General features: G+C 53.0%; 19 protein-coding genes. 9 read left to right on the top strand and 10 right to left on the bottom strand.

What is annotated here, in order from left to right; genetic code table 11:
* The first annotated feature begins 164 nt into the window (after positions 1-164).
* Positions 165-959 (top strand): peptidase MA family metallohydrolase, encoded by a 795-nt coding sequence (locus tag VMT71_01695; protein ID HVN22656.1) that lies wholly within the window; start codon positions 165-167, stop codon positions 957-959.
* A 2-nt stretch (positions 960-961) separates the two neighbouring features.
* Here VMT71_01695 and VMT71_01690 read toward each other — a convergent pair whose 3' ends face one another.
* The 3 genes from VMT71_01690 to VMT71_01680 form a co-directional block, all read right to left on the bottom strand.
* Positions 962-1,837 (bottom strand): ARMT1-like domain-containing protein, encoded by an 876-nt coding sequence (locus VMT71_01690; protein HVN22655.1) that lies wholly within the window; start codon positions 1,835-1,837, stop codon positions 962-964.
* Positions 1,838-1,918: 81 nt separating this feature from the next.
* Complete coding sequence (gene fdhD / locus VMT71_01685) at positions 1,919-2,716, bottom strand: formate dehydrogenase accessory sulfurtransferase FdhD (GenBank protein ID HVN22654.1); 798 nt, start codon at positions 2,714-2,716, stop codon at positions 1,919-1,921.
* A 101-nt stretch (positions 2,717-2,817) separates the two neighbouring features.
* Positions 2,818-3,672 carry a 3-hydroxyacyl-CoA dehydrogenase family protein gene (locus tag VMT71_01680; GenBank protein HVN22653.1) on the bottom strand — a complete coding sequence of 285 codons (855 nt, stop codon included), beginning with the start codon at positions 3,670-3,672 and terminating at the stop codon, positions 2,818-2,820.
* A 298-nt stretch (positions 3,673-3,970) separates the two neighbouring features.
* Between VMT71_01680 and VMT71_01675 the strand changes: the two genes are divergently transcribed.
* From VMT71_01675 to VMT71_01665, 3 genes are all read left to right on the top strand, one after another.
* A complete protein-coding gene (locus VMT71_01675; GenBank protein ID HVN22652.1) occupies positions 3,971-4,585 on the top strand; it encodes a TetR/AcrR family transcriptional regulator in 615 nt (204 codons plus the stop codon).
* Positions 4,586-4,675: 90 nt separating this feature from the next.
* A complete protein-coding gene (locus VMT71_01670) occupies positions 4,676-6,736 on the top strand; it encodes a molybdopterin-dependent oxidoreductase (protein ID HVN22651.1) in 2,061 nt (686 codons plus the stop codon).
* Between the two features lie 279 nt (positions 6,737-7,015).
* Positions 7,016-7,291: a 4-oxalocrotonate tautomerase family protein gene (locus VMT71_01665; protein HVN22650.1), complete on the top strand. Its 276-nt coding sequence runs from the start codon at positions 7,016-7,018 to the stop codon at positions 7,289-7,291.
* Positions 7,292-7,441: 150 nt separating this feature from the next.
* Here the strand turns inward: VMT71_01665 and VMT71_01660 are convergent, their stop codons facing one another.
* The 6 genes from VMT71_01660 to VMT71_01635 form a co-directional block, all read right to left on the bottom strand.
* Complete coding sequence (locus VMT71_01660; GenBank protein ID HVN22649.1) at positions 7,442-9,193, bottom strand: DUF362 domain-containing protein; 1,752 nt, start codon at positions 9,191-9,193, stop codon at positions 7,442-7,444.
* A 91-nt stretch (positions 9,194-9,284) separates the two neighbouring features.
* Positions 9,285-10,934: an AMP-binding protein gene (locus VMT71_01655; protein ID HVN22648.1), complete on the bottom strand. Its 1,650-nt coding sequence runs from the start codon at positions 10,932-10,934 to the stop codon at positions 9,285-9,287.
* 171 nt (positions 10,935-11,105) lie between these two features.
* Entirely contained in the window at positions 11,106-12,293 is a 1,188-nt protein-coding gene (locus VMT71_01650) for an NADH:flavin oxidoreductase (protein HVN22647.1), read from the bottom strand.
* A 142-nt stretch (positions 12,294-12,435) separates the two neighbouring features.
* On the bottom strand, positions 12,436-14,154 hold the full coding sequence (locus tag VMT71_01645) for a PEP-utilizing enzyme (protein ID HVN22646.1): 1,719 nt from the start codon (positions 14,152-14,154) through the stop codon (positions 12,436-12,438).
* Between the two features lie 228 nt (positions 14,155-14,382).
* A complete protein-coding gene (locus tag VMT71_01640) occupies positions 14,383-15,414 on the bottom strand; it encodes an amidohydrolase family protein (protein HVN22645.1) in 1,032 nt (343 codons plus the stop codon).
* A gap of 163 nt (positions 15,415-15,577) precedes the next feature.
* A complete protein-coding gene (locus VMT71_01635; GenBank protein HVN22644.1) occupies positions 15,578-16,375 on the bottom strand; it encodes an IclR family transcriptional regulator in 798 nt (265 codons plus the stop codon).
* Between the two features lie 320 nt (positions 16,376-16,695).
* Between VMT71_01635 and VMT71_01630 the strand changes: the two genes are divergently transcribed.
* The 5 genes from VMT71_01630 (at position 16,696) to VMT71_01610 (ending at position 21,327) form a co-directional block, all read left to right on the top strand.
* Positions 16,696-17,982 (top strand): ABC transporter substrate-binding protein, encoded by a 1,287-nt coding sequence (locus tag VMT71_01630; GenBank protein ID HVN22643.1) that lies wholly within the window; start codon positions 16,696-16,698, stop codon positions 17,980-17,982.
* Positions 17,983-18,067: 85 nt separating this feature from the next.
* Positions 18,068-18,796, top strand: a complete 729-nt coding sequence (locus VMT71_01625; protein HVN22642.1) for an ATP-binding cassette domain-containing protein — start codon at positions 18,068-18,070, stop codon at positions 18,794-18,796.
* 5 nt (positions 18,797-18,801) lie between these two features.
* A complete protein-coding gene (locus tag VMT71_01620) occupies positions 18,802-19,503 on the top strand; it encodes an ABC transporter ATP-binding protein (protein ID HVN22641.1) in 702 nt (233 codons plus the stop codon).
* Positions 19,504-19,523: 20 nt separating this feature from the next.
* Complete coding sequence (locus VMT71_01615; protein ID HVN22640.1) at positions 19,524-20,387, top strand: branched-chain amino acid ABC transporter permease; 864 nt, start codon at positions 19,524-19,526, stop codon at positions 20,385-20,387.
* Between the two features lies 1 nt (position 20,388).
* The gene (locus VMT71_01610; GenBank protein ID HVN22639.1) at positions 20,389-21,327 is read left to right on the top strand and encodes a branched-chain amino acid ABC transporter permease; all 939 of its coding nucleotides are present in this window, start codon (positions 20,389-20,391) and stop codon (positions 21,325-21,327) included.
* Between the two features lie 11 nt (positions 21,328-21,338).
* Here VMT71_01610 and VMT71_01605 read toward each other — a convergent pair.
* Positions 21,339-21,983 (bottom strand): enoyl-CoA hydratase-related protein (locus tag VMT71_01605; protein ID HVN22638.1); only part of this gene is annotated, 645 nt, incomplete at its 5' end.

Raw genomic sequence — 21,983 nt, 5'->3', positions numbered from 1 at the left:
CGCCTAGCTCTATTTTCGTAAGCAAGCTGGTATGCGCGCTATATTACATCCTGCCAAGAACAGCTTCACTGCGAATCCTTCTTTTGTTCGCAATCGCAATTTCTTTTGTCGTGAACGGCTTCGCTTATGCCTCACCCTCTCTATCCATGCAAGAGGAAGGAGTTTTGGTTCGGTACGATGCTCCGCAGGAGGCTGCTGCGAGGGAAGTGCTGCGCCTCTACGCTGAGGTACGCACAGAGCTTCAGAAAACCATCGGCTGGCCCGTTGAGTTCAGTCCAACTTTCGTCCTCCTCACGGAAGGTGTATTGGAGAAGATGACTGAGTCCCCCCTTGTCACAGCCTTAGCTGTGCCGCACCGCAATCTGATCCTTCTCGATGTTTCAAAGATGTCCCGGCATGCGTTCGTTCTGGAAACAACGATGAAACATGAACTTTGTCATCTGCTCCTGCACCAGTACATACCAGAAAATGAGCTGCCGAAATGGCTGGACGAGGGCGTCTGCCAGTGGGTAAGCAACGGCATAGCCGAGATTATCATGGAGAAAAAAGTTTCAATTCTTGATCAAGCCGCGCTCTCGGGAGGGCTTCTGCCGCTGTCCCGGTTGACCGGCCATTTTCCTCCGGAGGACCGTTCACTACTACTCGCATACGAGCAGAGCCAGAGTGTCGTGACATATATTTCCGAAAAGTATGGTGCAGACAAAGTTCTTTTGCTGTTGAATCAACTGCGCCGCGGCAGCACTCTCAGTGTGGCGATGGATGAGAGCCTCGGCATCAGTGTTGCGGAGCTGGAAGTTGCATGGCAGCGTTCATTGAGGAAGCGCGAGACGTGGCTCCTCTATGTAAGCACACATCTGTACGAGATACTCTTTTTCGCCGCTGCACTTCTTACCGTGGCAGGCTTCGTCCGTTCGTTATGGCGAAGAAAATGGAGATATGAAGATAAAGAGGAAGATTGACATCAAAAATTGTAGATGATAAGGTCGCCGATATTCGCCCCCACAGCGCTGCAGCAAGGACGGCACTTCCCGTGATAGAGCATGGTAAGCCTTCCCTTCAACCACTTTTCTTCAGTAAGAGCATCGTAATTGCCGACCCCTTTCGCTATCAGAAGGTCTGATTCCTCCATCAGGGCCTTGACTTCGGGGGAGACCATCGAATACACCGTTCCCGCAACAGGCTCCCCGGTCCCGTTATCGATGAGGCGCGCGACATCCTGAAGGCCTACCGACCGTGCCTCATCCAGCGTCGCGTCATTGAGAATCGGCACGCCCCTGGTAACGATCGTGATGTCGGCTTGCTTACGCGAAAGGAGCGTTTCGATGAGAAGCTTGTCGAATACGATTTCGCCACAGTTGTCGAGAAAATACGTAATCGTACTCGCCCTGTCCAATCGGACCTTCAATTCTTCAAAGCTTTGACTTTCAAGAAAAAGGTTATCCAACTTCTTCAGTATGCCCCGGGCGCCATCCTCCACCACGCTGACCATCGCATCCAGTTCGTTTCCTGCTATTGCCAGCTTGAGCGCTGCGAGGAGGGGCTCAGGGCTTCTCAGCACCAGCTCTTTTGCCGCAGCGTACATTTCCATGGCTTTTCGGTTCTGCGCGCTCTTGACCTCTCTCATAAGGTCGCTTGCGCCCGCGTGATCGACAAGAATACGCCAGACCGCGAGCAGGACCACTGGTGAGATCACGTTCCACTCTTCTCCTCGCAAAGGGCCCAGCTTCATTACGTCTGTCATGCACGCTCTTACTTTCTTTTCGTCTTTGAGGGCGACGCGGCAGATTCCCAGGGCCATTTTTTCGATACAGGGAACACAATCAGGCCATATCTTCATTTTGCCCCTTCATCGTGAACTCGTTATTGCGTGTGGGTTCAACTCGTAACGAGGCACGCAATCCGTAAAGCGCTCTGTGGTTTATAAGGCCATTCTCTCCGGACACGAATAGATATTGCAGCGTTCTTTCCGGAGAAAACCGATCAGCGTCACGTTGATCGCCTTGGCCAGATCAATTGCAAGCTTGGTGGGCGCAGATGCGCCGGCAATCATTTCTATTCCCAGCCGGGCTGCTTTCTGCACCATCTCGTAGCTCAGTCGTGAACTCAATATGCAGATAGCCGCATCATCTCTTTTGCGGGCAAACAGCACTTTGCCGATCGCTTTATCGAGTGCATTGTGACGTCCCACATCTTCGGAGAAGGCAAGAAGCCCTCCGGCCTTGTCGAAGATTGCTGCTGCGTGCGTTCCACCGGTGGCATGGAAGAGCTGCTGGCTCTCGCGCGCTACGTCCTGCAGTTGTCGCAAAAAGGCGAACTCCACGCTTATGGTTGCCGCGACCGGCTTCAGTGAGACGGCAATGTCGTCTACAATCTCCTTGCCGCATATGCCACAACTGGAATAGGCTGTGCTTCTCTTCTTCTTCAACTTGGCCGCAGCTGCCTCTTTTCGCGAAGGAGCAAGGTAGACATTGATTCTGTTGCTGGCTATATCCTGGCAATAGTTGACGCTTATCGTATCGTCGATGGAATCTATGATGCCCTCGGAATGGCATAGACCGAGGGCAAGAGGAAGTTCTTCACCCGGCAGCCTCATCGTCACGTAATAGGGCTCGTCATCCACGTAGATCTCCAGAGGCTCCTCCATAACCACCAGGTCATCTTCACGGCTGACTTGCTGATTACTAAACCTGACAATCGGGACATTAACCGTACTCATAGATCTCTCCTGCATTCATGACAGCGAAAAGAATCCCATCCTGCGCCGACATCTGGACATCGGCGCAGGATGGGACCTGTCTAACATTCTCCTTCAATTACTCACTTGTTGTAGTCGTAAAATCCCTTGCCTGTCTTTCTGCCCAGCCAGCCGGCAGTCACCATCTTTCTGAGCAGCAGGGGTGGCGCATACTTCGCCTCTTTGGTCTCTTCATAGAGACTTTCTGCAATCGAAAGCTCGGTGTCAAGGCCTATGAAATCCACGACTTCCAGTGGTCCCATGGGATGGTTCACCGCGAGCTTCATCGAAATGTCGATTTCGTCCCGGGTTGCTATACCTGCTTCCAGCATGCGAACCGCACCAAGGAGGAACGGCGTAAAAAGCCTGGTCACGATGAAACCGCCGACATCGGGTGCCACCACCACGGTCTTCCCCAGTGTTGCTCCCCATTTCTTAACGGTATCGATGGTCTCCTGGCTTGTCATGATGGTGCGAACCAGCTCAAGAAGCTGCATGACAGGCGCGGGGTTGTGAAAGTGCATGCCCAGAAGCTTGTCTCCCCTCTTTGTAGCCACGGCCATATCGGTAACGGAAAGACCTGACGTGTTGGTGCCGAAAATAGTTTCGGGCTTGCATATCTTATCCAGCTGCGCGAATGTCTTCTTCTTCAGTTCGAGGTCTTCAGGTATCGCCTCCTCGATGATATCACAGTCGGCGAGGTCTTCGATCTTGCTGCTCGGCTTTATTCTCGCTATAACGGCCTTTAGTTCGTCTTGTGTCATCTTGCCTTTTTCCACGCGGCCCGACAGCCTCTTCTCGATGCCCTTGATGCCCTTATCGATCATGGCAGGGACTGTGTCGCACGCCACCACGTCATAACCTGCAGAGGCAAACACCTGCACGATACCTGCGCCCATCTGTCCACATCCCAAGACGCCGAGTTTTTTTATTTCCATCGCTCTCCTCCTTCCTCAGTTTTTGCCCGTACCATGCTTTTTAGATGGCGCGTGTGAGACAAGGTCTTTAAAGGTTGAATATACAGGCTATCTTCCCGAGTTGTCAAGGCAAAAGGGTATCATAGAAAGAGGCTGAGCGTTTCGTAAATATAGGCCACAAATTCAGGGCTTGACAAGAAACGGGTTAAGTTCGTACAATATTGAACGAAATTCAATCTTTATTATGCCATTTATGGCATAAGTAGTTGCGGCAGTAGGCATTATAATATTTTGAACGTCGTTCAATTTTGTGTCAACCATGGATAAAAAAGCCGCAAAAAAACAACAGATCCTCCAGGCGGCGGTAGAAGCATTCGGCAGGAGCAACTTTGAGGATGCCAGCATCTCTGAAATAGCCCGCCGGGCAGGCGTGGCAGAAGGAACGATCTACCAGTACTTCAAGAATAAGCAAGACCTCTTTTTTTCGATTCCCCGGGAAAAGACGAAAGTCTTTACAAGCAAGCTCGATGGGTATCTTGAAGGAATATCTGACACACGGGACAAAATACGGAAATTTGTCTGGTACTATCTCTATTTCTTCACCACTAATCCTGCGTACGCGAGAAGCCTCATGCTCGAAATGAGGATAAGCAGGGCATTCGCCAAGTCATCGAGTTATAAGGGTATCAAGAAGTTCACCAATCAGGCTCTGGAGATTCTGAGAGAGGGCCAGGAACGCGGCATCATCCGGAAGGATGTGGACATATACCTCGCCCGCCACCTGCTCCTGGGCATACTGGAGCACGTGGTGACGAGATGGCTATTGAAAGGAGAGAAAGACGATATTATCCAGCACTATGGGCAGGTGAGCGATATCATTCTTAATGGGATAGGCGTTCGGTCATCTGATGAGGCGGGAAGGTCGGCACGATAGCCGCCATCAGGAGGGCAGGAGCTTCTCAAATAACATAACGATCAAAAGCTGAACAGTTTCAATTAATGATGCGTAAGGAGGATAAAGGTCATGGCAACAAAAGTAGTGAAATCGGATTGCATCATGTGCATCAACAGCTGCGGCATAAACGCGTATGTTGAGGACGGAAAGCTTGTAAAAGTCGAGGGCATGAAAGAACACCCTATCAGTCTGGGGGAGTTGTGCCCCAGGGGAGCAGCCCTGCCTCAATGGGTCTACTCAAAAGACAGGCTCACGTATCCCATGCGCAAGAAGACCGATGGCGGATGGGAGCGCATATCCTGGGACACCGCGCTTGACACCATCGCGCAGAAATTTCAGGAGATAAAGGACAAGTACGGCGCGAAGGCACTCGCCGTCTATACCGGTTCGCTGGGAACGGAGAATATAGAGCTGGCAGCGTACGCACAGAGATTCCGCGGCGTCTATGGTACCCCTAATCTCCTGTCCGTGGAAGGCAACTGTTTCCGCTCCCGAATCATGGCGCGCCAGATGACGTTTGGAGGCTATCCTATTGAGGAGCCCTGGAACGCAAAGATCATCATCGTCTTCGGTCAGAACATGGATAACTCAAGGATAACCGTCGGGCGCAAGATATATAAGGCCATCGAGGCCGGCACACTCAAGCACGTTGTCATCGTTGACCCCAAGAAGATCCCGATGGCGGAAAAAGGCATTCACCTCCAGATCAGGCCGGGCACGGATACGGCGCTCTGCCTGGGCATGCTGAACGTCATTATAGGAGAAGATCTCTACGACAAGGAGTTTGTGGCGAAGAACTGCATCGGTTTTGACAAGTTGGCCGAGCACGTCAAACAGTACACGCCTGAAAAGATGTCGGAGATCACGTGGGTGCCCGCAGAGGACATAAGGAGAGTCGCCCGCCTGTTCGCTACGCTCAAGCCGGCTTCGGTCGTTCCCGGGACCTGCTCTATCGACCAGCACGTGAACGGCTTCCAGGGGAATCGTGTGCACGCTATCATGCAGGCGGTCACCGGCAACATGGACATTCCAGGTGGGTGGGTGAACATACCCTTCATTCGTCTCGGCGACATGCGCGTCACCGAGATCAGCGATCCGATAGGCACTGATGAACATCCTCTCTTCCGGAGGTTCTGGGGCAGGACATCCCCTTACGGCCAGCAGATGCTCTTTGCCGACGCGGTGCTGAAAGGCAAACCTTACGCGATCAAGGGCCTGATCTGCACGGGCGGCAACCCTGCCGTTACTCTGCCCGATTCGGAACGCATCAAAGAGGCTATCAAGGCTCTCGACTTCGTTGTTGTTTCAGAGTTGTTCATGACGGAAACTGCAGCGCTTGCAGATATCGTGCTGCCTGCGTGTTCATTCCTGGAGAAGAGCGGCGTAGGCTACGTTTATGGCGTGACAAACTGCATCCCGTACGCCATGGTCCGCAAACAGGTCATTAAGCCGATCGGCGAGTGCTGGCCCGACTGGAAGATATGGACGGAAATAGGCAGGAGAATGGGGTACGGGCAGTTCTTCCCATGGAATACGGAAGAGGAGATCATAGATTTCTTCCTGAAGCCAAGCGGCTTAAACAGGGAGCAGTTGACCAATGACCACCCGGAAGGAGCTTTCTATACACAATTGAAGTACGAGCAGCCGAAGCGCTACAACACGCCCTCGGGCAAGATCGAACTCTATTCCCAGACCCTGGCCGAGAACGGGTATGATCCCATGCCCCGGCCGGTCGAGCCGAGCAAAAGCCCGGTAAGCACGCCTCAGATTTATGCCAAATATCCCGTGATACTGACCACAGGCGCAAGAATTCCCGAATATACGCACACGCAGATGAGGGGCGTGCCGTACGTGCAGCAGACTGCGCCGGAGCCTCTCGCTGAGATCCATCCGGACACCGCCGCAAAGTATGGCGTTGCCGATGGCGACATGATGACCGTAGAGACCACGAAAGGCAAGATCACCATAAAGGCAAAGACTACCGAAGCTCTGGCACGCGGTGTACTGAGCATTCCTCACGGCTGGTCGAAAGCAAATGCGAACATTCTGACCGAGCTTGAGCCGCGCGATCCCGTCACCGGCTACACAGAGATGAAGGCATTGTTATGCCGTATTTCCAAAGCAGCATAGATGTCAATTCGTCTTCAAGCGTATACTTTCGTTGCCCTTACAGGATGCTGTGCTATCGCTGCGTCGGCTCCTCGCTGCCGCCTCGGTCTACATCTTGAATTCGAATTGACATGACAAACCTGATGCTATAGGGAAACCGCCGCCCGCAAGCGGCGGTTTCTTTTTGAAGCAGAGCCAAAGCGCAGACGTGCACAGAGCACGGTTGCAAAAGAGGCATCGAAGCATTAAGTTCTCTATGCGCGTCAGCGTTGACGAAACTTGAAGTGAGGGAGGAGAAACATGCCGTATGTCAACATCAAAGTAACAAAAGACGGCGTTACGGCCGAGCAGAAGGCGGCCTTGATCCAGGGAGTGACAAAATTACTCTTTGATGTCCTGGGAAAAGATCCTCAGATGACCTCAGTGGTCATTGACGAGGTGGATACCGATAATTGGGGCGTGGCGGGCGAATCTCTCACCGTGAGAAGAAAAAGGCAAAAAGCTCAGAAAGAAGGAGAGGAATGCGCGCCCCAGGAACCATCCGAGTGCTTCCCGGCCGACCTCTGCATAACCTGAAACAAGAGGAGAAATTCGAAATCCTAATGTCTAAGCTCTAAACAAAACCAAATGATCGACCTCCAAGAAGTAATCGGGGTCCGGTCTGGTTTGAGCATTCGATGTTTGAAAATTGTTTAGAATTTAGAAATTAGACATCAGAATTTGCGCCTAGAGTAAGGCGAGCACTTCCTTTAGCATCTCCTCCAGCTTCGCCTCCTCGGTCTTGTCCGCATACTTGGGCCGCTCTACATCGGGAAAAAGGCTGAATATACCATTGAGCAGCACTTCCGCGTGCGGCGGACACCCGGGTAAATGCTTGCCGTCCTGCGCATGGTGCTGCTGGCAAATGCCGAGGAAGACATTTGTTTCATCCGGGTTCATCCCATCCTCTGTGGTCGGACCCAGGTAGATATTCACCTTGCGCTCGAACGGACGATCGATGAGCAGCCTCGAAGGGTCAGCAGGGTCAGGCCGTCTCAGTTTCGCAACGGCAAAGTGCAAGTATCCCGCGCAACCGGGACAGGCCGTGCCTGCATGGATAACAAAATCCCGACCGCTGGCAAGATTTATTTCCGGCTGTTTGAACGGGCTCACCAGGCCATCGATCGGGGGTCCCACCGTTTCTATCTTTTCCGGCTCCACAGGCCCCAAGCCCTGCATGTAGGCCAACCAGACCGGTGGCGAAGTTAAGGGCTCCAGTCCCATAATGCGCATCGTAACGGCGTCCACAGCCACGGGGTTTGCCCCTGCGATCAACAGGTTCATCGGCTTGGCTATGCCTGAGACCGGCCCGAAATCCTCCTGCGCAATAAGCCCGTCTATGATGTGCAGGCTTGGTTTCACCAGGTGATGGATGTTGATCAGGTTCTGCCACAGGCCAAAGAAATGGCTCATATATTTTTCAAGGGGAGGCATGGTTCCCTGAAGGCTTTTGACCGCGAGGGAGACAACCGCTGCGAAATGGAGCTTCATTACCGGGATATTGATAATAACATCCGCCTGCTCAAGGGTGACGGGCACCCTTCTCGAGAGCATCCGCTTGCCGCCCGGCACTGCTTTTGCGACAGCGTCATCAGTGTTCAGATCGACGATACTCACCTTTTTCGGGTCCAGGTCTATTAATTTGTCGTATCCGTACAGGTTAAACATCTTCATAGTCGCGCTGCGGTTAATGGAAGAGCCTTCGGCAATGATCACTTTGCCGGCAACAGGAAGAAGAAGTTCGATAAGCGCGCGGACAAGCCGTACATCCGTCACAACTCCACCTTTGTAGATACCGTTCATCAGCCCATGATCGGCCACGAGGTTGGGCTTGATGACCACCCGCTGCCCCGGTGCGACAAATTTCCTCAAGCCGCCAAGCTTGTCCAGAAGACCTTGCAGTCCGGCTTTGATTTCTTCATAGCACTGGGAAGGCGGTACCTGCTGGATAGCTACCTTCTCCTTTTTTCGATAGGCCTTCACCGGCTTCTGGCCTTTCAATTTTTCCGCGAGCACGCGTATGCTCAGATCCATTCTGAAAGAGGAGAATCCATCGGTCCTGAGGGTTCGTGTTGGACGGAATCCATACTCTACGAGCCACCCGTACTTCTCTTGGTCAGACACGAGCACTTCCGCGGAAACAAGCGTTTGAGCTCGCACAAGCACATCCATCAGGTTTGAGAGCACGTGCGTCGGCTGCTGCTCCATGTCCGCGACGATATCAAGCACAGCGCTGGCGGTCGTGTTGTACACGATCCATCCCTCAAGGCTGTCTCTGTTCTTTACCTGATATACGATTACGTCTGGGCTCTCTGCCCAGTGTCGCCATTTCGCATCCATATATGACGGGCCAACACCGGTACACTTTGCGTAATATTCATCTAATCTCTTCCGCAGTGCGGATGATAATTTACCCTTCTTGAGCGCCAGCCCTGACATAGTTTTCCTCCCACTCCGGCCCGGACAACCGCTGCTTCTGTTCTAATAGTTAAAGGGCCTCTATACAATTACATTATAATCTTTTTCTCTTCTACTCTCCGGCTGCTATTCTCCGTTTTATGTCCTCGCGCAACGCTTTCTTGTCGTGCTTCCCCGCTTCAGTCATGGGCAGCGTGTCAACAAAAACGAATTTCTCAGGAATAAGCAGCTTGGAGGCACCCTTGCTCTCCATGAATGCCTGGAGTTCCTTCTCGGTCAGCGTCTGACCGGTTACGGAACGCACGTAGGCGCAGACTCTCTCGCCCAGGGCCTTATCGGGCATGCCGATAACTGCGACATCCGCGACATAGGGATGCGTCTCCACCAGTTCCTCTACCTGCCCGGGGCTCACGTTCTCACCTCCCCTGATGATGAGATCCTTTATGCGGCCCGTGATCTTGAGGTTTCCCTGATCGTCGATCCGTGCCATGTCGCCCGTCTTGAAATAACCATCGGCAGTGAAACTCTTCTTGTTTTCTTCCGGATTCTTGACGTAACCGGCGAAGATCGTTGGCCCTTTGACGACCATTTCGCCGTCTACGTTTCTTGGCAACTCCTTACCGTGGCCGTCGAGAATCTTCACGTCGTTGTAAGGACAGGTCGGCCTTCCCACGGTGTTGCAGATCACTTCTACGGCGTCATCAAGCGCTGTACGGGTGACAAGCCCCTCCGTCATGCCGAATTCGTTTATGTATGTACAACCTATTTTTTTGTAAACCTCCCTCACGAGCTCTGGTGTGCTCGGTTCACCGCCTCCCAACACTTTCTTCAGGGAGTGCAAATCGTAGCTGCCGAATTTCTCCGATTCGAGAATCCTTCTGGTCAGGCTCGGCACCATTGGCGTGTACGTCACTTTTTCTGTCTGAATAGCATCGCAGATATCTTCAGGCCGCGTGGAGTCAAGAAGAACAAGCTTGAATCCGAACATTACCGAACCAACGACGTTGAGCACCGCAAGATTGTGACCGACAGGAACGACGATCAATGCCGTATCCGCGGTATTCATCTCCCATCCCTTGTGCATATATTCCACGTTGCAGAGGTAGTCGTTGTGCGTTCTGGGAATGCCCTTCGGAAGCCCGGTTGTGCCGCCGGAAGGAATGATGTGAGCGACCGCGCCCGGGTCAGGCCTCCGGGCCGCAAGCGCCTCTCTGTCGGCCGGGCTTATCGGTTGCGCCATCAGTTTCTCCAGACTTGCCGTGAAGGGGGCTCCTTCCTTGTCAGAGCGCACCGAGATCACGTGAGCCAGTTGCGGATTCTTCTCCCTGACGTCACCTATAAACGTCGTGTACTCCATCTTGCGATAAACCTTCGGCACGATCCACGCCTTTGCCTGGGTGAGAAGCCCAAGATGGCCGACCTCCAGCTGTTTATACCCGGAGATCAGAACAACGGGAATTCCACCGATCTTCTGCAGAGCAAAATATGCGTACACATACTCTGCCCAGTTGGGAAGCTGTAGCAGCACTGCATCGCCCTTGTCGATCCCGAGTTTCATGAGAGCCACGGCCAGTCTATCTACGCCCTCCCGAAGCGCACTGTAGGTGATGCGCACTCTGTCATCTACGACTGCTTCTTTTCGAGGAAATACATCTGCAGCCCTGTCCACGAGATCTCCCAGTGGCAACTCCATCCACCAGCGGTACTTCGTGTAGAGTGCGGCATCTTTTTCGTTGTGGTTTGGAATGTCAGCAGGATTCATGCTTATCTCCTTTCGCGGGGTGTTGCTTGCTAGCCCTATTTTGCTCCAATCAGGGTTCCAGGTTTCGAGGGCCCGACGCTTCAGGGCAACGAGGGTTCAAATGCCAATAGTGACTGTCAATCTAACTGTTTCAGTTAGGCCCCGGAAATCGTGGCCCCTTGGGCCCTGTTCTTACAAGTATTCTTTCTTGAACGTGCCGGCGCCTGCCGTGCTCGGCAGGAACGGCTCTGGTGCAACGATGCTCGGCTTCGGCCACCGATCGCAGTTCACTTTTTCGTAGCGCGAGTCAGCCTCCAGGCACCAGTTGCAGGCTACGCAGCGTACGATCTCTTTATCCCTTCCTTCTTTGGCCTTGATCGGCCAGTCAGGGTCGCAGAGAAGAGCCCTGCAAAGTCCTATGATGTCGGCCTTCTCCTCGCGTAGTATCTCTTCAGCGTGCTCAGGCTCGCGTATCTTGCCGGCTATGATGACCGGCGTCTGAAATCCTGCCCCACGCACACTCTTCCTGATCGCCTCCGACAGATAGACGTGGCACCCGTCCGGCCACCAGAACCATGGGCTCATGCGATGACCGCTGTAACCAGACATAGGATCCGGCGGGTATCCTTCCGCAGGGGTAAGGGCATCTTCAAAGCGGCTTCCTGCCGAAACGCTGATGTAATCAGCGCCGAGTTCAGCGAATTTTGCAGCAATGCGTCCGCTCTGGGCCGAGGTGTTTCCCTGTACAACAAAATCTTCTCCGTTTATCCTGACTCCTAATGGGTAGTTCTCGCCGACGAGCTTCCGCACGGCTTGAAATACTTCAATGGGCAGTTTCATTCTGTTCTGTAAAGTCGAACCATACCCGTCTGTGCGCTTGTTGGAGCGTGAAAGAAAAGAGGAGAGCACATAGGCATGGGCCATGTGGACCTCTATAAAATCAAAGCCCGCCGTGAGTGCGCGCTTCGCCGCCGCAACGTGGTCTTCGACTATTTTGGGCAGCTCTTCAGGCTTGAAATCCTCCACTTTCTGCCTCCAGCCTGACCTGGCCAGCTTGAGGTGCTGCATGATCTGCACGCCTATTTTCGTTTCCTTGTTCACTTCCCGAATGGCCTTGACGAGCTTTGTCAGGCCCGGCACAAAGCTATCATCGCTGATTCGCAGGTTGTAAGGACTCTTGGACGGGATGATAACTGCAGCCTCGACAACAATGGCCCCGACACCGCCTTTTGCCTCTCTCTGATATCGCGTGATCAAATCCTCTGTGACATCACCATTTTCCGTTGTCAATCCGGAGACCATCGACGTGCGGTGCAGCCGGTTGGGAAAAACCACTCCTCGCATCGTCACCGGTTGAAAAAGCTTCTCGTACTTCATCATTCTTCTCCTTCTCTAAAGTAGTATCTCCTCTTGGTCGTCCCTGAAAAACCGGAGAAAAGAGGAGGCGATGCCCTCGGATCAGCAACCTGTTTCCGGAGTGCTCGCCTCCCCTTACTTGCACTGCGAAACAGACACAGACATTTTAGGCTTTTTTCATCACTTCCACAACCCCTCTGTTCCCATCAACCCGTATGTAGTCCCCATCCTTGATCGACCGGGTTGCCCGCCAGGTACCCACCACCGCAGGGATGCGGTATTCCCGTGCGGTGATGGCCGCGTGGGTGAGCATGCCGCCGGTATCAGTCACGACCGCCTTGATCTTGGGAAAGAGGGGGGTCCAGGCAGTGGCGGTATAGGGGCAAACGAGGATCTCCCCGGGTTGGAGGGTGGGGAAGGCTTCGAAGCTCGTGACCACCCGGGCGAGCCCTTCGGCGACACCCGGCGAGCCGGGGTAACCTTCAAAGGTATCCATCATCTGAAGCTCGTCCACCTTGCCGGCCTTGAGCACCTCGTCCACCATGCCGAAGACCTTGACAAGAATAGGGTCTTCTGCTTTCTCGGGGATCTTACCCAGGGTAAGAGGCGCTTCCTTGAGGGTAGCAGTCAATTCCCATCCCTTTCTCCGCTCTTTGACAAGAGGAGGTATGAGCCGGTGGAAGTGGTAGAGGGCAGGGATTCTGTTCTCGGCAAGCAGGGCAAGGGTCTCTTCCAGCTCGTAGTAGTTCAAGAAGAAAACATCATCAGGAGCAGAAAAAAGGCCATAGTGCGTGAGCCTTCTGCCTAGTGCCATGGCCACATCGTGGAGGCCTGCGGTGGAGGCACCGTCGATATAGAACCCGTGGTCCTCCTGAAACCGGTAGATCTTCCTGCCGATGGCGAGCTGCTTGGTGAATGCGTCCTGATCCGAGGGGGTGAGGGTCGCCATAAAGGCTTGGGCTGCCTGGTCTGCTTCTTTGAGGGCAGCATGGCGTTCAGTCTTGATGTCCCAGCCCTGGCGGACTTTGGGGATGTAGGTCTTCACCGTATCCAGCACAGGGGAGGGCTCCTCGATCCAGGTGGGGAAGATGATATCCAGGTGGCCGGCGGTGATCCGGTGACCGTAGGCATCAAGGAAGGCATGCAGGGCGCTGAGCCAGGGCACAGCCTTTGGTTCCTTCTCGAGGACCGGGAGGAGGGCCTTGGCGTCCGAGGAGAGGATAGTATCGGCAATGCCCAAGGTGTCGGCAAGCTTGGCCAGTTCAAAGACGCCGGTATCGGTCCTCGTGGCCATGGTGTCAAGGCCTTTCAGCATGACCGCGAACTCTTTTTCGGCAAGGCCGCGTTCTTTGCAGAAGGCTTCAAACCCGAAGTAGAGCATATCTGCCACATACATGAGGATGAAGTGGATCTCCCAGTTCCTCCGGTTGATGGCTTCACTCCTGCGAAGGGCCTGGTGGAGGTCGGTATCGGCAAACCCGTCATGGACTGATGCCATATAGATAAGGCCCTGTTTCACCTCATCGATATAGCCATTGTAGAAGGTATCCCAGTTGGGCCTCGCGTAGTCGAGGAGCTTCGTAAACTCGACTGCCCGTTGCGCGACTTCGGCCGGGTCGGTAAGGGCTTCGAACCCGAGCATGGTTCTTCCCTTGTAGATCTTTACGTGGCCACCCTTGGAGGGAGGGAGCCTGGTGACCTCGGCACCCACGTGGTAGCCCCAGGCATGGTGCTTCTGGATGGTGGTCATGCCCAAAGGACAGATGGGGTAGGGCTGGTGGAGATCATCCCGGAACCAGAAGATATCCCCGTCCTCAGGCATACGCAACGTCCTCAAACTTGAAATGCTGCGATCATGGGCGTCAAGGCTACATTCGTCGGACATGGTAACCTCCTTATTCATTCCCTCTCTTTTTACGGATCTGCCAGGCTGCCCTCCTGCATAAACTCGTGCTGGACACGAGTACCCCTCTTCGTTGCCTGTTTCGGTGCCCCGCGATCGAAGGCATCACTGCCTCACGGGATCTGGGCCGTCTGTGAAGCACACGATCCCGGTGGGATGGTTGAAGGAGAGCCATCCGCACCGGGCACGCGTCTTCGTAACACTCTCTGTCTATTTCTTCATAGGCGGCAGATGGAAGATCCTCTCTGCGTTCTTACCCAGAATCATATCTACTTCATCCGACTTAAGACCATATTCAGCTCCCACTTCCTTGACCGCCCTGATAGCGCCTTCCGGATCACCGACCCGGTGCGCATAGTCTGTCCCGATGATCATTTGCTGCGGACCGACCCACTCGAGGCAGCATTTCATCGCCGGCTTGTAAAAGGAGGTGGTATCAGGATAGACCCTGTTCTTGTACGTAACGTCCGGCGGCTCCTTAAGCTCGATGCCCCACTCCTTGCCATAGCCTTTATATGCATCCTGTATCCGGCGCACGAAATAGGGGACCGTGCCGCCCAGATGCCCATGGACAAGGGTGAGCTTTGGGTATTTCGCAAACACACCCTGGAAGATCAGGCTCATAACCGCCATGCTCGTGTCTAGCGTATAGCCCCAGAGCTGGTAGGGCAGCCGCATCATATCCATGACGGATGCTGTGAGAGGAACGGCAGGGTGAACCAGAAAAGGCATGTCATACTTATTGGCAATCTCGTAGATGGGATGAAACTTTTCCAGAAAAACAGGCTCCCCATTCACGTTCGAGAACATCTGGATGCCCACAGCACCCATTTTCTTGCAGCGCTCCAATTCTTCACATGCTGCGTCCGGATCCTGGTACGGCAGGGATGCCATGTGATAGAACCGTCCCGGATATTTCCTCGCGGCCTCAGCAAGATGGTCATTACACTTCTTGGCCCAGTAAATACCCGCATCCCTTTCAAGAGATTCCGGCCCGGGGATAGTAACAGTCAGAAGCTGCGTATCGAGGCCGGCTGCATCAAGGTCACGTATTCTGGCCTCCAAATCATAATGGCCGGCCCTGTCAATATGCGCCACGGGCACGCCCTTAAAATACATGCGGTAATGCGTGCCGCTGTCATGGATGCAGTAAGGCGTTTTGTCCTTGCCTCTTGAGATGAGATACTCCATATACTCCATCGGATACCAATGACAATGTACATCGACCGTTCTTTGTCCCATGAATTCCTCCTCTCTTATTTGTTTTTGCTAATCGATTGTCTACAAAGCTTGCGGAAACGCAATGTATGTGCCCGCATTTATTTGCGAGCCTCTTGTTTCCATCACCCCCTTTTTCCTCCCATTCACCACCAGCCCTCCTTTGCAAGATTCCCAACCCATTTCTTCAGGTGAACAGGCCAGGATTACGACCAGCTCCATTGTCTCTATAACCCATGGCTTTGGAAATGAGGGCGGCTGTTTTTCGAGTCTCCCGTATAACCTTGTCGACGCCTTTCTCGTCTTCCGAGGAGGAAACAAAACTGACCCCAACCGCTGCTACCACCTCTTTCGAAGAATCACGGATTGGCGCACCAACACCGGTGACGCCCTCGATAACCTCTCCCTCATCCACGCAATACCCTTCCGATCGGATAACGGCCAGCCTCTCCTTGTAACGTCTCTCGTTGGTGATTGACTTCTTCGTGAGTGGCGAGAGAGGATGCCTTTTCAAGAGTTCAGTCACCTTTTCGCTCGAGAGGTGCGCCATGAGGACATTTCCCAGCATGCCGAAGAAAGGCGGTCGCCTGGTTCCTATTTGTGACCCAAATCTGATAAGGTTTAAAGGGTTCTCCTTTTTGTCCAGATAGACAAGTTGTCCTTCCTGGAGTATTCCCAGAAAAACCGTCTTGCCCAGTTTTGCCTGCAGATTAATCAGATAAGGAGCGGCAATCCTCCTGAGTGAAAACGAGGCGAAGACGACACTGCCCAGCTCGAAGAGCTTAAGTCCGAGTGAGTATTGTCTCGTCTCTTTGTTGAGCATGAGGAAGTCGTAGTGTACGAGGGTCGAGCAGAGCCGCAGCACCGTAGCCTTCGGTAGATGTACAGCCTCGGACAGCTCGGCGAGGCTAAACTTCGGCTGTTCAGCGTTAAACGCGCTCAGAATCTGGAGTGACCTTTCAAGAGACTTGTTGTTGTAAAGCATGGCAGTTCAACCTTCCAGCTTATTGAGTGGTCATGTATTTCATTTATCGAAATACATATTCATTTATCGAAATTTTAGCAAACATACCCGTTCCCTTGTCAAGAAAAAAATGAAAACGCTGAGTCCACAGCCCAGGCATACATAGTGTATTTTTTCACGTACATTTTTTTCTTGACAATCAAAGTGCACTTTCTGTTACAATTTCACTAAACGGATACTTGTTTCATTAATTGCAACGCTATGATAACAAGAGGAGTTGTTGCTGCCAATACGAAACAGGTCTCCGACGAAGAGGGCTAAAACCAAAAAGGGGAGGAACTATGGAAAAAGAGGACAGACAGGATGGCGTGACGAGGCGAAACTTTATCAAGCTGGTTGGGGCTGCAGGCATCGCCGCTACAGGTAGTTCGTTCTTATCCAGACCTTCTCGGGCAGCCAGGGATCACATTCTGATCGGCCACCCTACGCCGGCCACCGGGCCCATTGCGCCTTTTGGGGAAACCTCTGCGTGGGCGGACGATCGTGCTACGGCAGAAATCAACAAAGATGGCGGCATCTTCATTAAGGAGCTGAACAGGAAACTGCCTGTCAGGATCAAGGCCGTGGACACCGAAAGCAATCCCACCAAGGCTGCCGAGGTGGCTTCAAAGCTGATCCTACAGGATAAGGTTGATCTCATGGTGGTGCTGCACACTCCGGATACCGTCAACCCGGTAGGGGCCACGTGCGAAAGGTATGAGGTCCCGTGCATCTCCTCAGTGGCGCCCATCGAGCCGTGGTTAACAGGCGGTCCGTACAAATGGACCTTTCACTACTTTTGGAACCTCGACCAGATCATCACCGTCTTCACAGGCATGTGGAATCAATTCGCAGACCAGACAACGAAGGTGGTGGGAGGCTTCTGGCCGAATGATCCTGACGGCACAGTGTGGGCTCAGGAGTTTGGGAAAAAGTTGAGTTCCATGGGATATCGCGTGGTGGATGTGGGAAGGTTTCCCTATGGCATGCAGGATTTCGGCGCTTTTATAAGCACATGGAAAAAAGAAAAGGTTGATATTCTTACCGGCGTACCGGTTCCGCCCGATTGGGCCACGTGCTGGCGGCAGTGTTACCAGCAGGGCTTTGTTCCCAAGTTTGCAACAGTCGGAAAGGCGCTTCTTTTCCCGGCCGCCGTCGAAGCTCTTGGCGGGAATTTACCCAATGGCCTGACAACAGAGGTCTGGTGGACGCCCCTGCATCCATTCAAATCATCCCTGACAGGGGCAACGTGCCAGCAACTGGCCGATTCCTGGACCGCGAAGACAAAGAGGCAATGGACGCAACCAATGGGTTTTGATTATGCGGCCTTTGAGATTGCCGCTGATGTGCTGAAGCGGGCAGGTTCCCTGGACAAGAAAAAGATCAGGGATGCCCTGGCCAGCACGAATCTGGACACCGTGGTCGGCCCAATCAAATTTAATGAAAAGAATTTTTCCCTCACCCCTCTCGTGGGGGGACAATGGGTAAAAGGTAAGAAGTGGCCCTGGGAACTCCAGGTTGTTTACAACAAAGAGGCCACCAAGATCCCGACGACGGGGAAGATGCTCTTCCCGATCCCAAAATCGTAAATCAGCCAAGCTCCAAAGAGCAAGGCCTCGGAGGAGGAACCCTGCCTTTTATGGGTTCGCTCCTCCCCTGAGGACACCAGAGACTATGGCCCCGTCCATCCTAACCGTCGAGAGATTAACGAGATTCTTCGGAAATCTCATGGCTGTTCACGATCTCAGCCTTGAACTGCATCGTGAAGAGATACTCGGCGTCATCGGCCCAAATGGTGCGGGAAAAACCACCCTTTTCAACCTCATTGCTGGTCAGATCAAACCTCACCGGGGAAGGATTATGTTCAACAACACGGATGTAACGTACGCCGGAACCCATGAAAAATGCCGCATGGGGATGGCTCGCACCTACCAGATTCCGAGACCCTTCTCAAACATGACGGTTCTGGAGAACCTTTTGGTTGGTGCAGTATACGGCGCGGGATTGGGCAGGAAGAAGGCAAGATTGAGATGTGAAGAAGTCTTGACGACGACCGGCATGTTAGCAAAGAGGAATGCGCTCGCGGGGTCTTTGACACTCCTGGACAGGAAGAGACTGGAACTGGCAAAGGCCCTGTCGACTAATCCCGCGCTTCTGTTGATCGACGAGGTTGCAGGAGGCCTTACCGAGCATGAGGTGGAGGAGGTTCTCTCGATTATCCACGCGTTGCGGAAGAACGGGGTGACTATTTTGTGGGTGGAGCACATCATGATGGCTATGAAGAAGGGACCTGACCGTTTACTCGTGATGAACCTTGGCCATGAAATCTTCTCTGGAAAGCCTGAAGAAGCTTTCGAGTCAGAAGAAGTTCAAAGGGTCTATCTCGGGACCGAGAAGAACTGATCCTCATGCTGTCAGTAAAAAGTCTAGACGTTTTCTACGGGATGTTCCAGGCACTCTGGGACGTCACCGTGGACGTGGAGAAGGGGCAGATCGTATCTATACTCGGCGCCAATGGCGCAGGAAAGTCGACGCTGCTCAAAACGATTGTCGGTCTCATGAAAGCCAGCTCTGGTTCCATTCGCTTCGACGGACAGCAGATCAATCATCTCGAGCCCCATGAAATAGTCAATCTGGGAATCTCTCTGGTCCCAGAAGGCCGTAGGATTTTTTCCAGCCTAACCGTCCTGGAAAACCTTCTCATTGGCTCCTATACCCCGAAGGCCCGCCCTCACAGGAGAGAGATCCTCGATACTATCTTCCAACTTTTCCCGCCTCTCAAGGAGAGACGAAAAGTAATAGGAACAAATTTGAGCGGGGGAGAACAGCAGATGCTGGCCATAGGCCGAGCGCTAATGTCACAACCCCGTCTGATTATTTTCGACGAGATTTCTCTCGGGCTGAGTCCCTTGGTGGTGACCATGCTTTACGAAGCGATCAGGAAAATCGGCCGGGAGGGAGTCACCGTCATCCTGGTGGAGCAGGATGTTAAAAGAAGTCTCGAGGCTGCTTCGCTGGCGTATATTCTGCAGGAGGGAAGGGTGAGCCTGAAAGGAGATCCGAAACGGTTTACAGACAATGAGGTGAAAGAGGCCTATTTCGGGCTATAGATGAGAGAAGGGACTGCACAATGTTAACTTCCCTGGAGCCTTTGCTCAATGGAATCCTTCTGGGGGGCCTTTACGCGGTCATAGGTATAGGGCTCGCCCTGACCTTCGGAATCATGAGACAGGTGAACCTGGCGCATGGCGAGCTGATGATTCTTTCCAGTTACCTTAGCCTGGTCTTCATCAGCCTACTCGGCCTTCATCCGTTGCTCACGCTGTGCCTTGTTTTTCCATCCCTCTTTATCATCGGATACCTGATCCAGACTTACCTTTTCAACCGGGTTCTTGGAAGGGGGATGGAGCCTTATCTCATGGTCTCTTTTGGGCTATCCATCATTCTGCAAAACGCCATGCTTAAAGTATTCACTCCGGACGCTCGCTCGCTCAAGACGAGTCTTGCGATTCAGAGCCTTGATGTGTACGGCCTTTTTCACGTGCCAGTGATCTATCTCGTCGACTTCACAGGAGGCATTGTGCTGATCGGCCTTCTCCACTTCTTCATGAAAAAGAGCTATCTTGGATGGGCGATCCGCGCTTCAGGTGATGACTTGTCCACATCCAAGCTCATGGGTGTCAACACCGCCAGGGTTTATGCCATAGCAATGGGCATTGCGGCCGTTACGGCTGCGATGTCTGGAGTTCTCGTCGGCATGACGTTCACCTTTTATCCTCATTCCGGCACTCAATATCTGATCGTTGCCTTTGGCGTCGTGATTATCGGTGGCATGGGGAGTCTTTGGGGTACGTTCCTCGGGGGTCTCATCCTAGGCGTTGCTCAGCTCATGGGCGGGCAATTCCTCGGACCGGGATTTCAGCTTCTTTCGGGCTACCTCATTCTTCTCATTGTATTGACCATAAGACCTCAGGGCTTGTTGGGGAGAAAATAAAATGTCGACCGGCCAGATGCGTCTTTTAGTTTTGACGTTATTTCTGATAGCGTTGATTACACTTCCCTTATGGGGTTCCCGTTATGTAGTGTCCGTCGTCATGCTCATTTGCCTCCATGTGACGATCGCCTCCATGTGGAATCTTTTGGCCGGTTATTCAGGGCTTATATCTCTAGGGCAGCAAATGTTCATCGGCATTGGCGGATATACGCTGGCTGTATCTTCGATGTATTACGGATTTCCAATTTCTCTCAGTGTTCTTGCCGGGGGAGTTGTCTCTGTCATCCTCGCTCTCGTCATCTCGAGGCCGGTCTCTAGAATGAGAGGGGTCTATTTCGCGGTTGGGACATGGATCATTGCAGAGACACTTGGGATTACCTTTAGTAACTGGGGGTATGTGAGATACGGAATGGGGCTGTTTATTCAACCTGCCTATAAACTTTCCATACCCTCGATCTATTATGCCGCCGTGATTCTCGGAGTCTGTTCTGTCCTTCTTGTCTATCTTCTCCTCCGTTCTAACCTTGGTCTAGCACTCATGGCTATTAGAGATGACGATGGTGCGTCCGAGGCCGTGGGCGTCAATATCTTTCGCTGCAAACTGGCCTGTTTCCTGATCAGCGCCTTTGTCACGGGCCTCGCGGCGGGCGTCCTCTACCTTAACACAATCTTTATCCAACCCTTTGAAGCGTTCGGTATCGGCTGGACCGTCAAGCTACTCTTCATCGTTATTATCGGCGGTATGGGGACGGTGGAAGGGCCCGTTGTAGGAGGCATTATTTTTGTGCTTCTTCAACAATTCCTTTCCGACTACGTCGGATTCAATCTCATGATTCTGGGCACCATTACGATTGCCACAATCTTCTTTGCTCCCAGAGGGATTGTAGGAACATTTCAGAATAGGTTTCATTTCGAGTTCTTTCCAATACGACGTCAATAGCCGGAAAGAAGTCATTTGCCATTGAAAACCGGACTCTTCTTGGCAAAGAAGGCTTCAATCCCTGCGATCGCATCCTGCGAGTGCGCCACCTTGTCGTATTCCTCAAGTTCCACTTTCATTGCCTCTTCAATGTCCAGCTCGCTCCCTCTATTGACAGCCCTCTTGATGGCTTTCAGAGCAAATGGCCCGTTAAGTGCAATCTTCTTGGCTATACCGTCAGCCTCCTCTGCAAGAGACTCCATACCACACACCTTCTGCACAAGCCCGCACTGCTCTGCTTCGGCGGCACCCAGCATAGTGCCCGTGAACATCATCCACTTGGCCATGCCGACACCGCAGATCCGTGAAAGCATCTGTGTTCCACCATAGCCCGGCATAAGGCCGAGCTTCGCTTCAGGAAGGCCGAACTTTGCATTCTGAGAAGCAATCCTTATATCGCAGGCAAGGGCGAGCTCCAGCCCCCCGCCGAGCGCATAGCCATTGATTGCCGCAATTACCACTTTACTCGAATTCCTTATGCGCGAGAAAATATGCTGCCCCTTTGTAATCAAGGCGGTGCGCTCCTCCCCTGCGTCCAGGATCTCCTTCACATCGGCTCCGGCCACGAAGGATTTCTGCCCTGAGCCGGTGATCACCACCGCGACGACGTCCTGGTC

It is taken from the genome of Syntrophorhabdales bacterium (genome assembly GCA_035541455.1).
Lineage (GTDB): Bacteria > Desulfobacterota > Syntrophorhabdia > Syntrophorhabdales > WCHB1-27 > JADGQN01.
Note: the sequence above shows the minus strand (reverse complement) of the source record. Positions and strands in the feature narration are given on the sequence as shown.

Excerpts from the sequence above, each read along its gene's own strand:
- VMT71_01625 (HVN22642.1), top strand. The coding sequence starts at position 18,068 with ATGGCCCCGTCCATCCTAACCGTCGAGAGATTAACGAGATTCTTCGGA.
- VMT71_01680 (HVN22653.1), bottom strand. The coding sequence starts at position 3,672 with ATGGAAATAAAAAAACTCGGCGTCTTGGGATGTGGACAGATGGGCGCA.
- VMT71_01620 (HVN22641.1), top strand. The coding sequence starts at position 18,802 with ATGCTGTCAGTAAAAAGTCTAGACGTTTTCTACGGGATGTTCCAGGCA.
- VMT71_01640 (HVN22645.1), bottom strand. The coding sequence starts at position 15,414 with ATGGGACAAAGAACGGTCGATGTACATTGTCATTGGTATCCGATGGAG.
- VMT71_01675 (HVN22652.1), top strand. The coding sequence starts at position 3,971 with ATGGATAAAAAAGCCGCAAAAAAACAACAGATCCTCCAGGCGGCGGTA.
- VMT71_01650 (HVN22647.1), bottom strand. The coding sequence starts at position 12,293 with ATGATGAAGTACGAGAAGCTTTTTCAACCGGTGACGATGCGAGGAGTG.
- VMT71_01635 (HVN22644.1), bottom strand. The coding sequence starts at position 16,375 with ATGCTTTACAACAACAAGTCTCTTGAAAGGTCACTCCAGATTCTGAGC.
- VMT71_01630 (HVN22643.1), top strand. The coding sequence starts at position 16,696 with ATGGAAAAAGAGGACAGACAGGATGGCGTGACGAGGCGAAACTTTATC.
- VMT71_01665 (HVN22650.1), top strand. The coding sequence starts at position 7,016 with ATGCCGTATGTCAACATCAAAGTAACAAAAGACGGCGTTACGGCCGAG.
- fdhD (HVN22654.1), bottom strand. The coding sequence starts at position 2,716 with ATGAGTACGGTTAATGTCCCGATTGTCAGGTTTAGTAATCAGCAAGTC.
- VMT71_01690 (HVN22655.1), bottom strand. The coding sequence starts at position 1,837 with ATGAAGATATGGCCTGATTGTGTTCCCTGTATCGAAAAAATGGCCCTG.
- VMT71_01660 (HVN22649.1), bottom strand. The coding sequence starts at position 9,193 with ATGTCAGGGCTGGCGCTCAAGAAGGGTAAATTATCATCCGCACTGCGG.
- VMT71_01655 (HVN22648.1), bottom strand. The coding sequence starts at position 10,934 with ATGAATCCTGCTGACATTCCAAACCACAACGAAAAAGATGCCGCACTC.
- VMT71_01670 (HVN22651.1), top strand. The coding sequence starts at position 4,676 with ATGGCAACAAAAGTAGTGAAATCGGATTGCATCATGTGCATCAACAGC.
- VMT71_01615 (HVN22640.1), top strand. The coding sequence starts at position 19,524 with ATGTTAACTTCCCTGGAGCCTTTGCTCAATGGAATCCTTCTGGGGGGC.
- VMT71_01645 (HVN22646.1), bottom strand. The coding sequence starts at position 14,154 with ATGTCCGACGAATGTAGCCTTGACGCCCATGATCGCAGCATTTCAAGT.
- VMT71_01610 (HVN22639.1), top strand. The coding sequence starts at position 20,389 with ATGTCGACCGGCCAGATGCGTCTTTTAGTTTTGACGTTATTTCTGATA.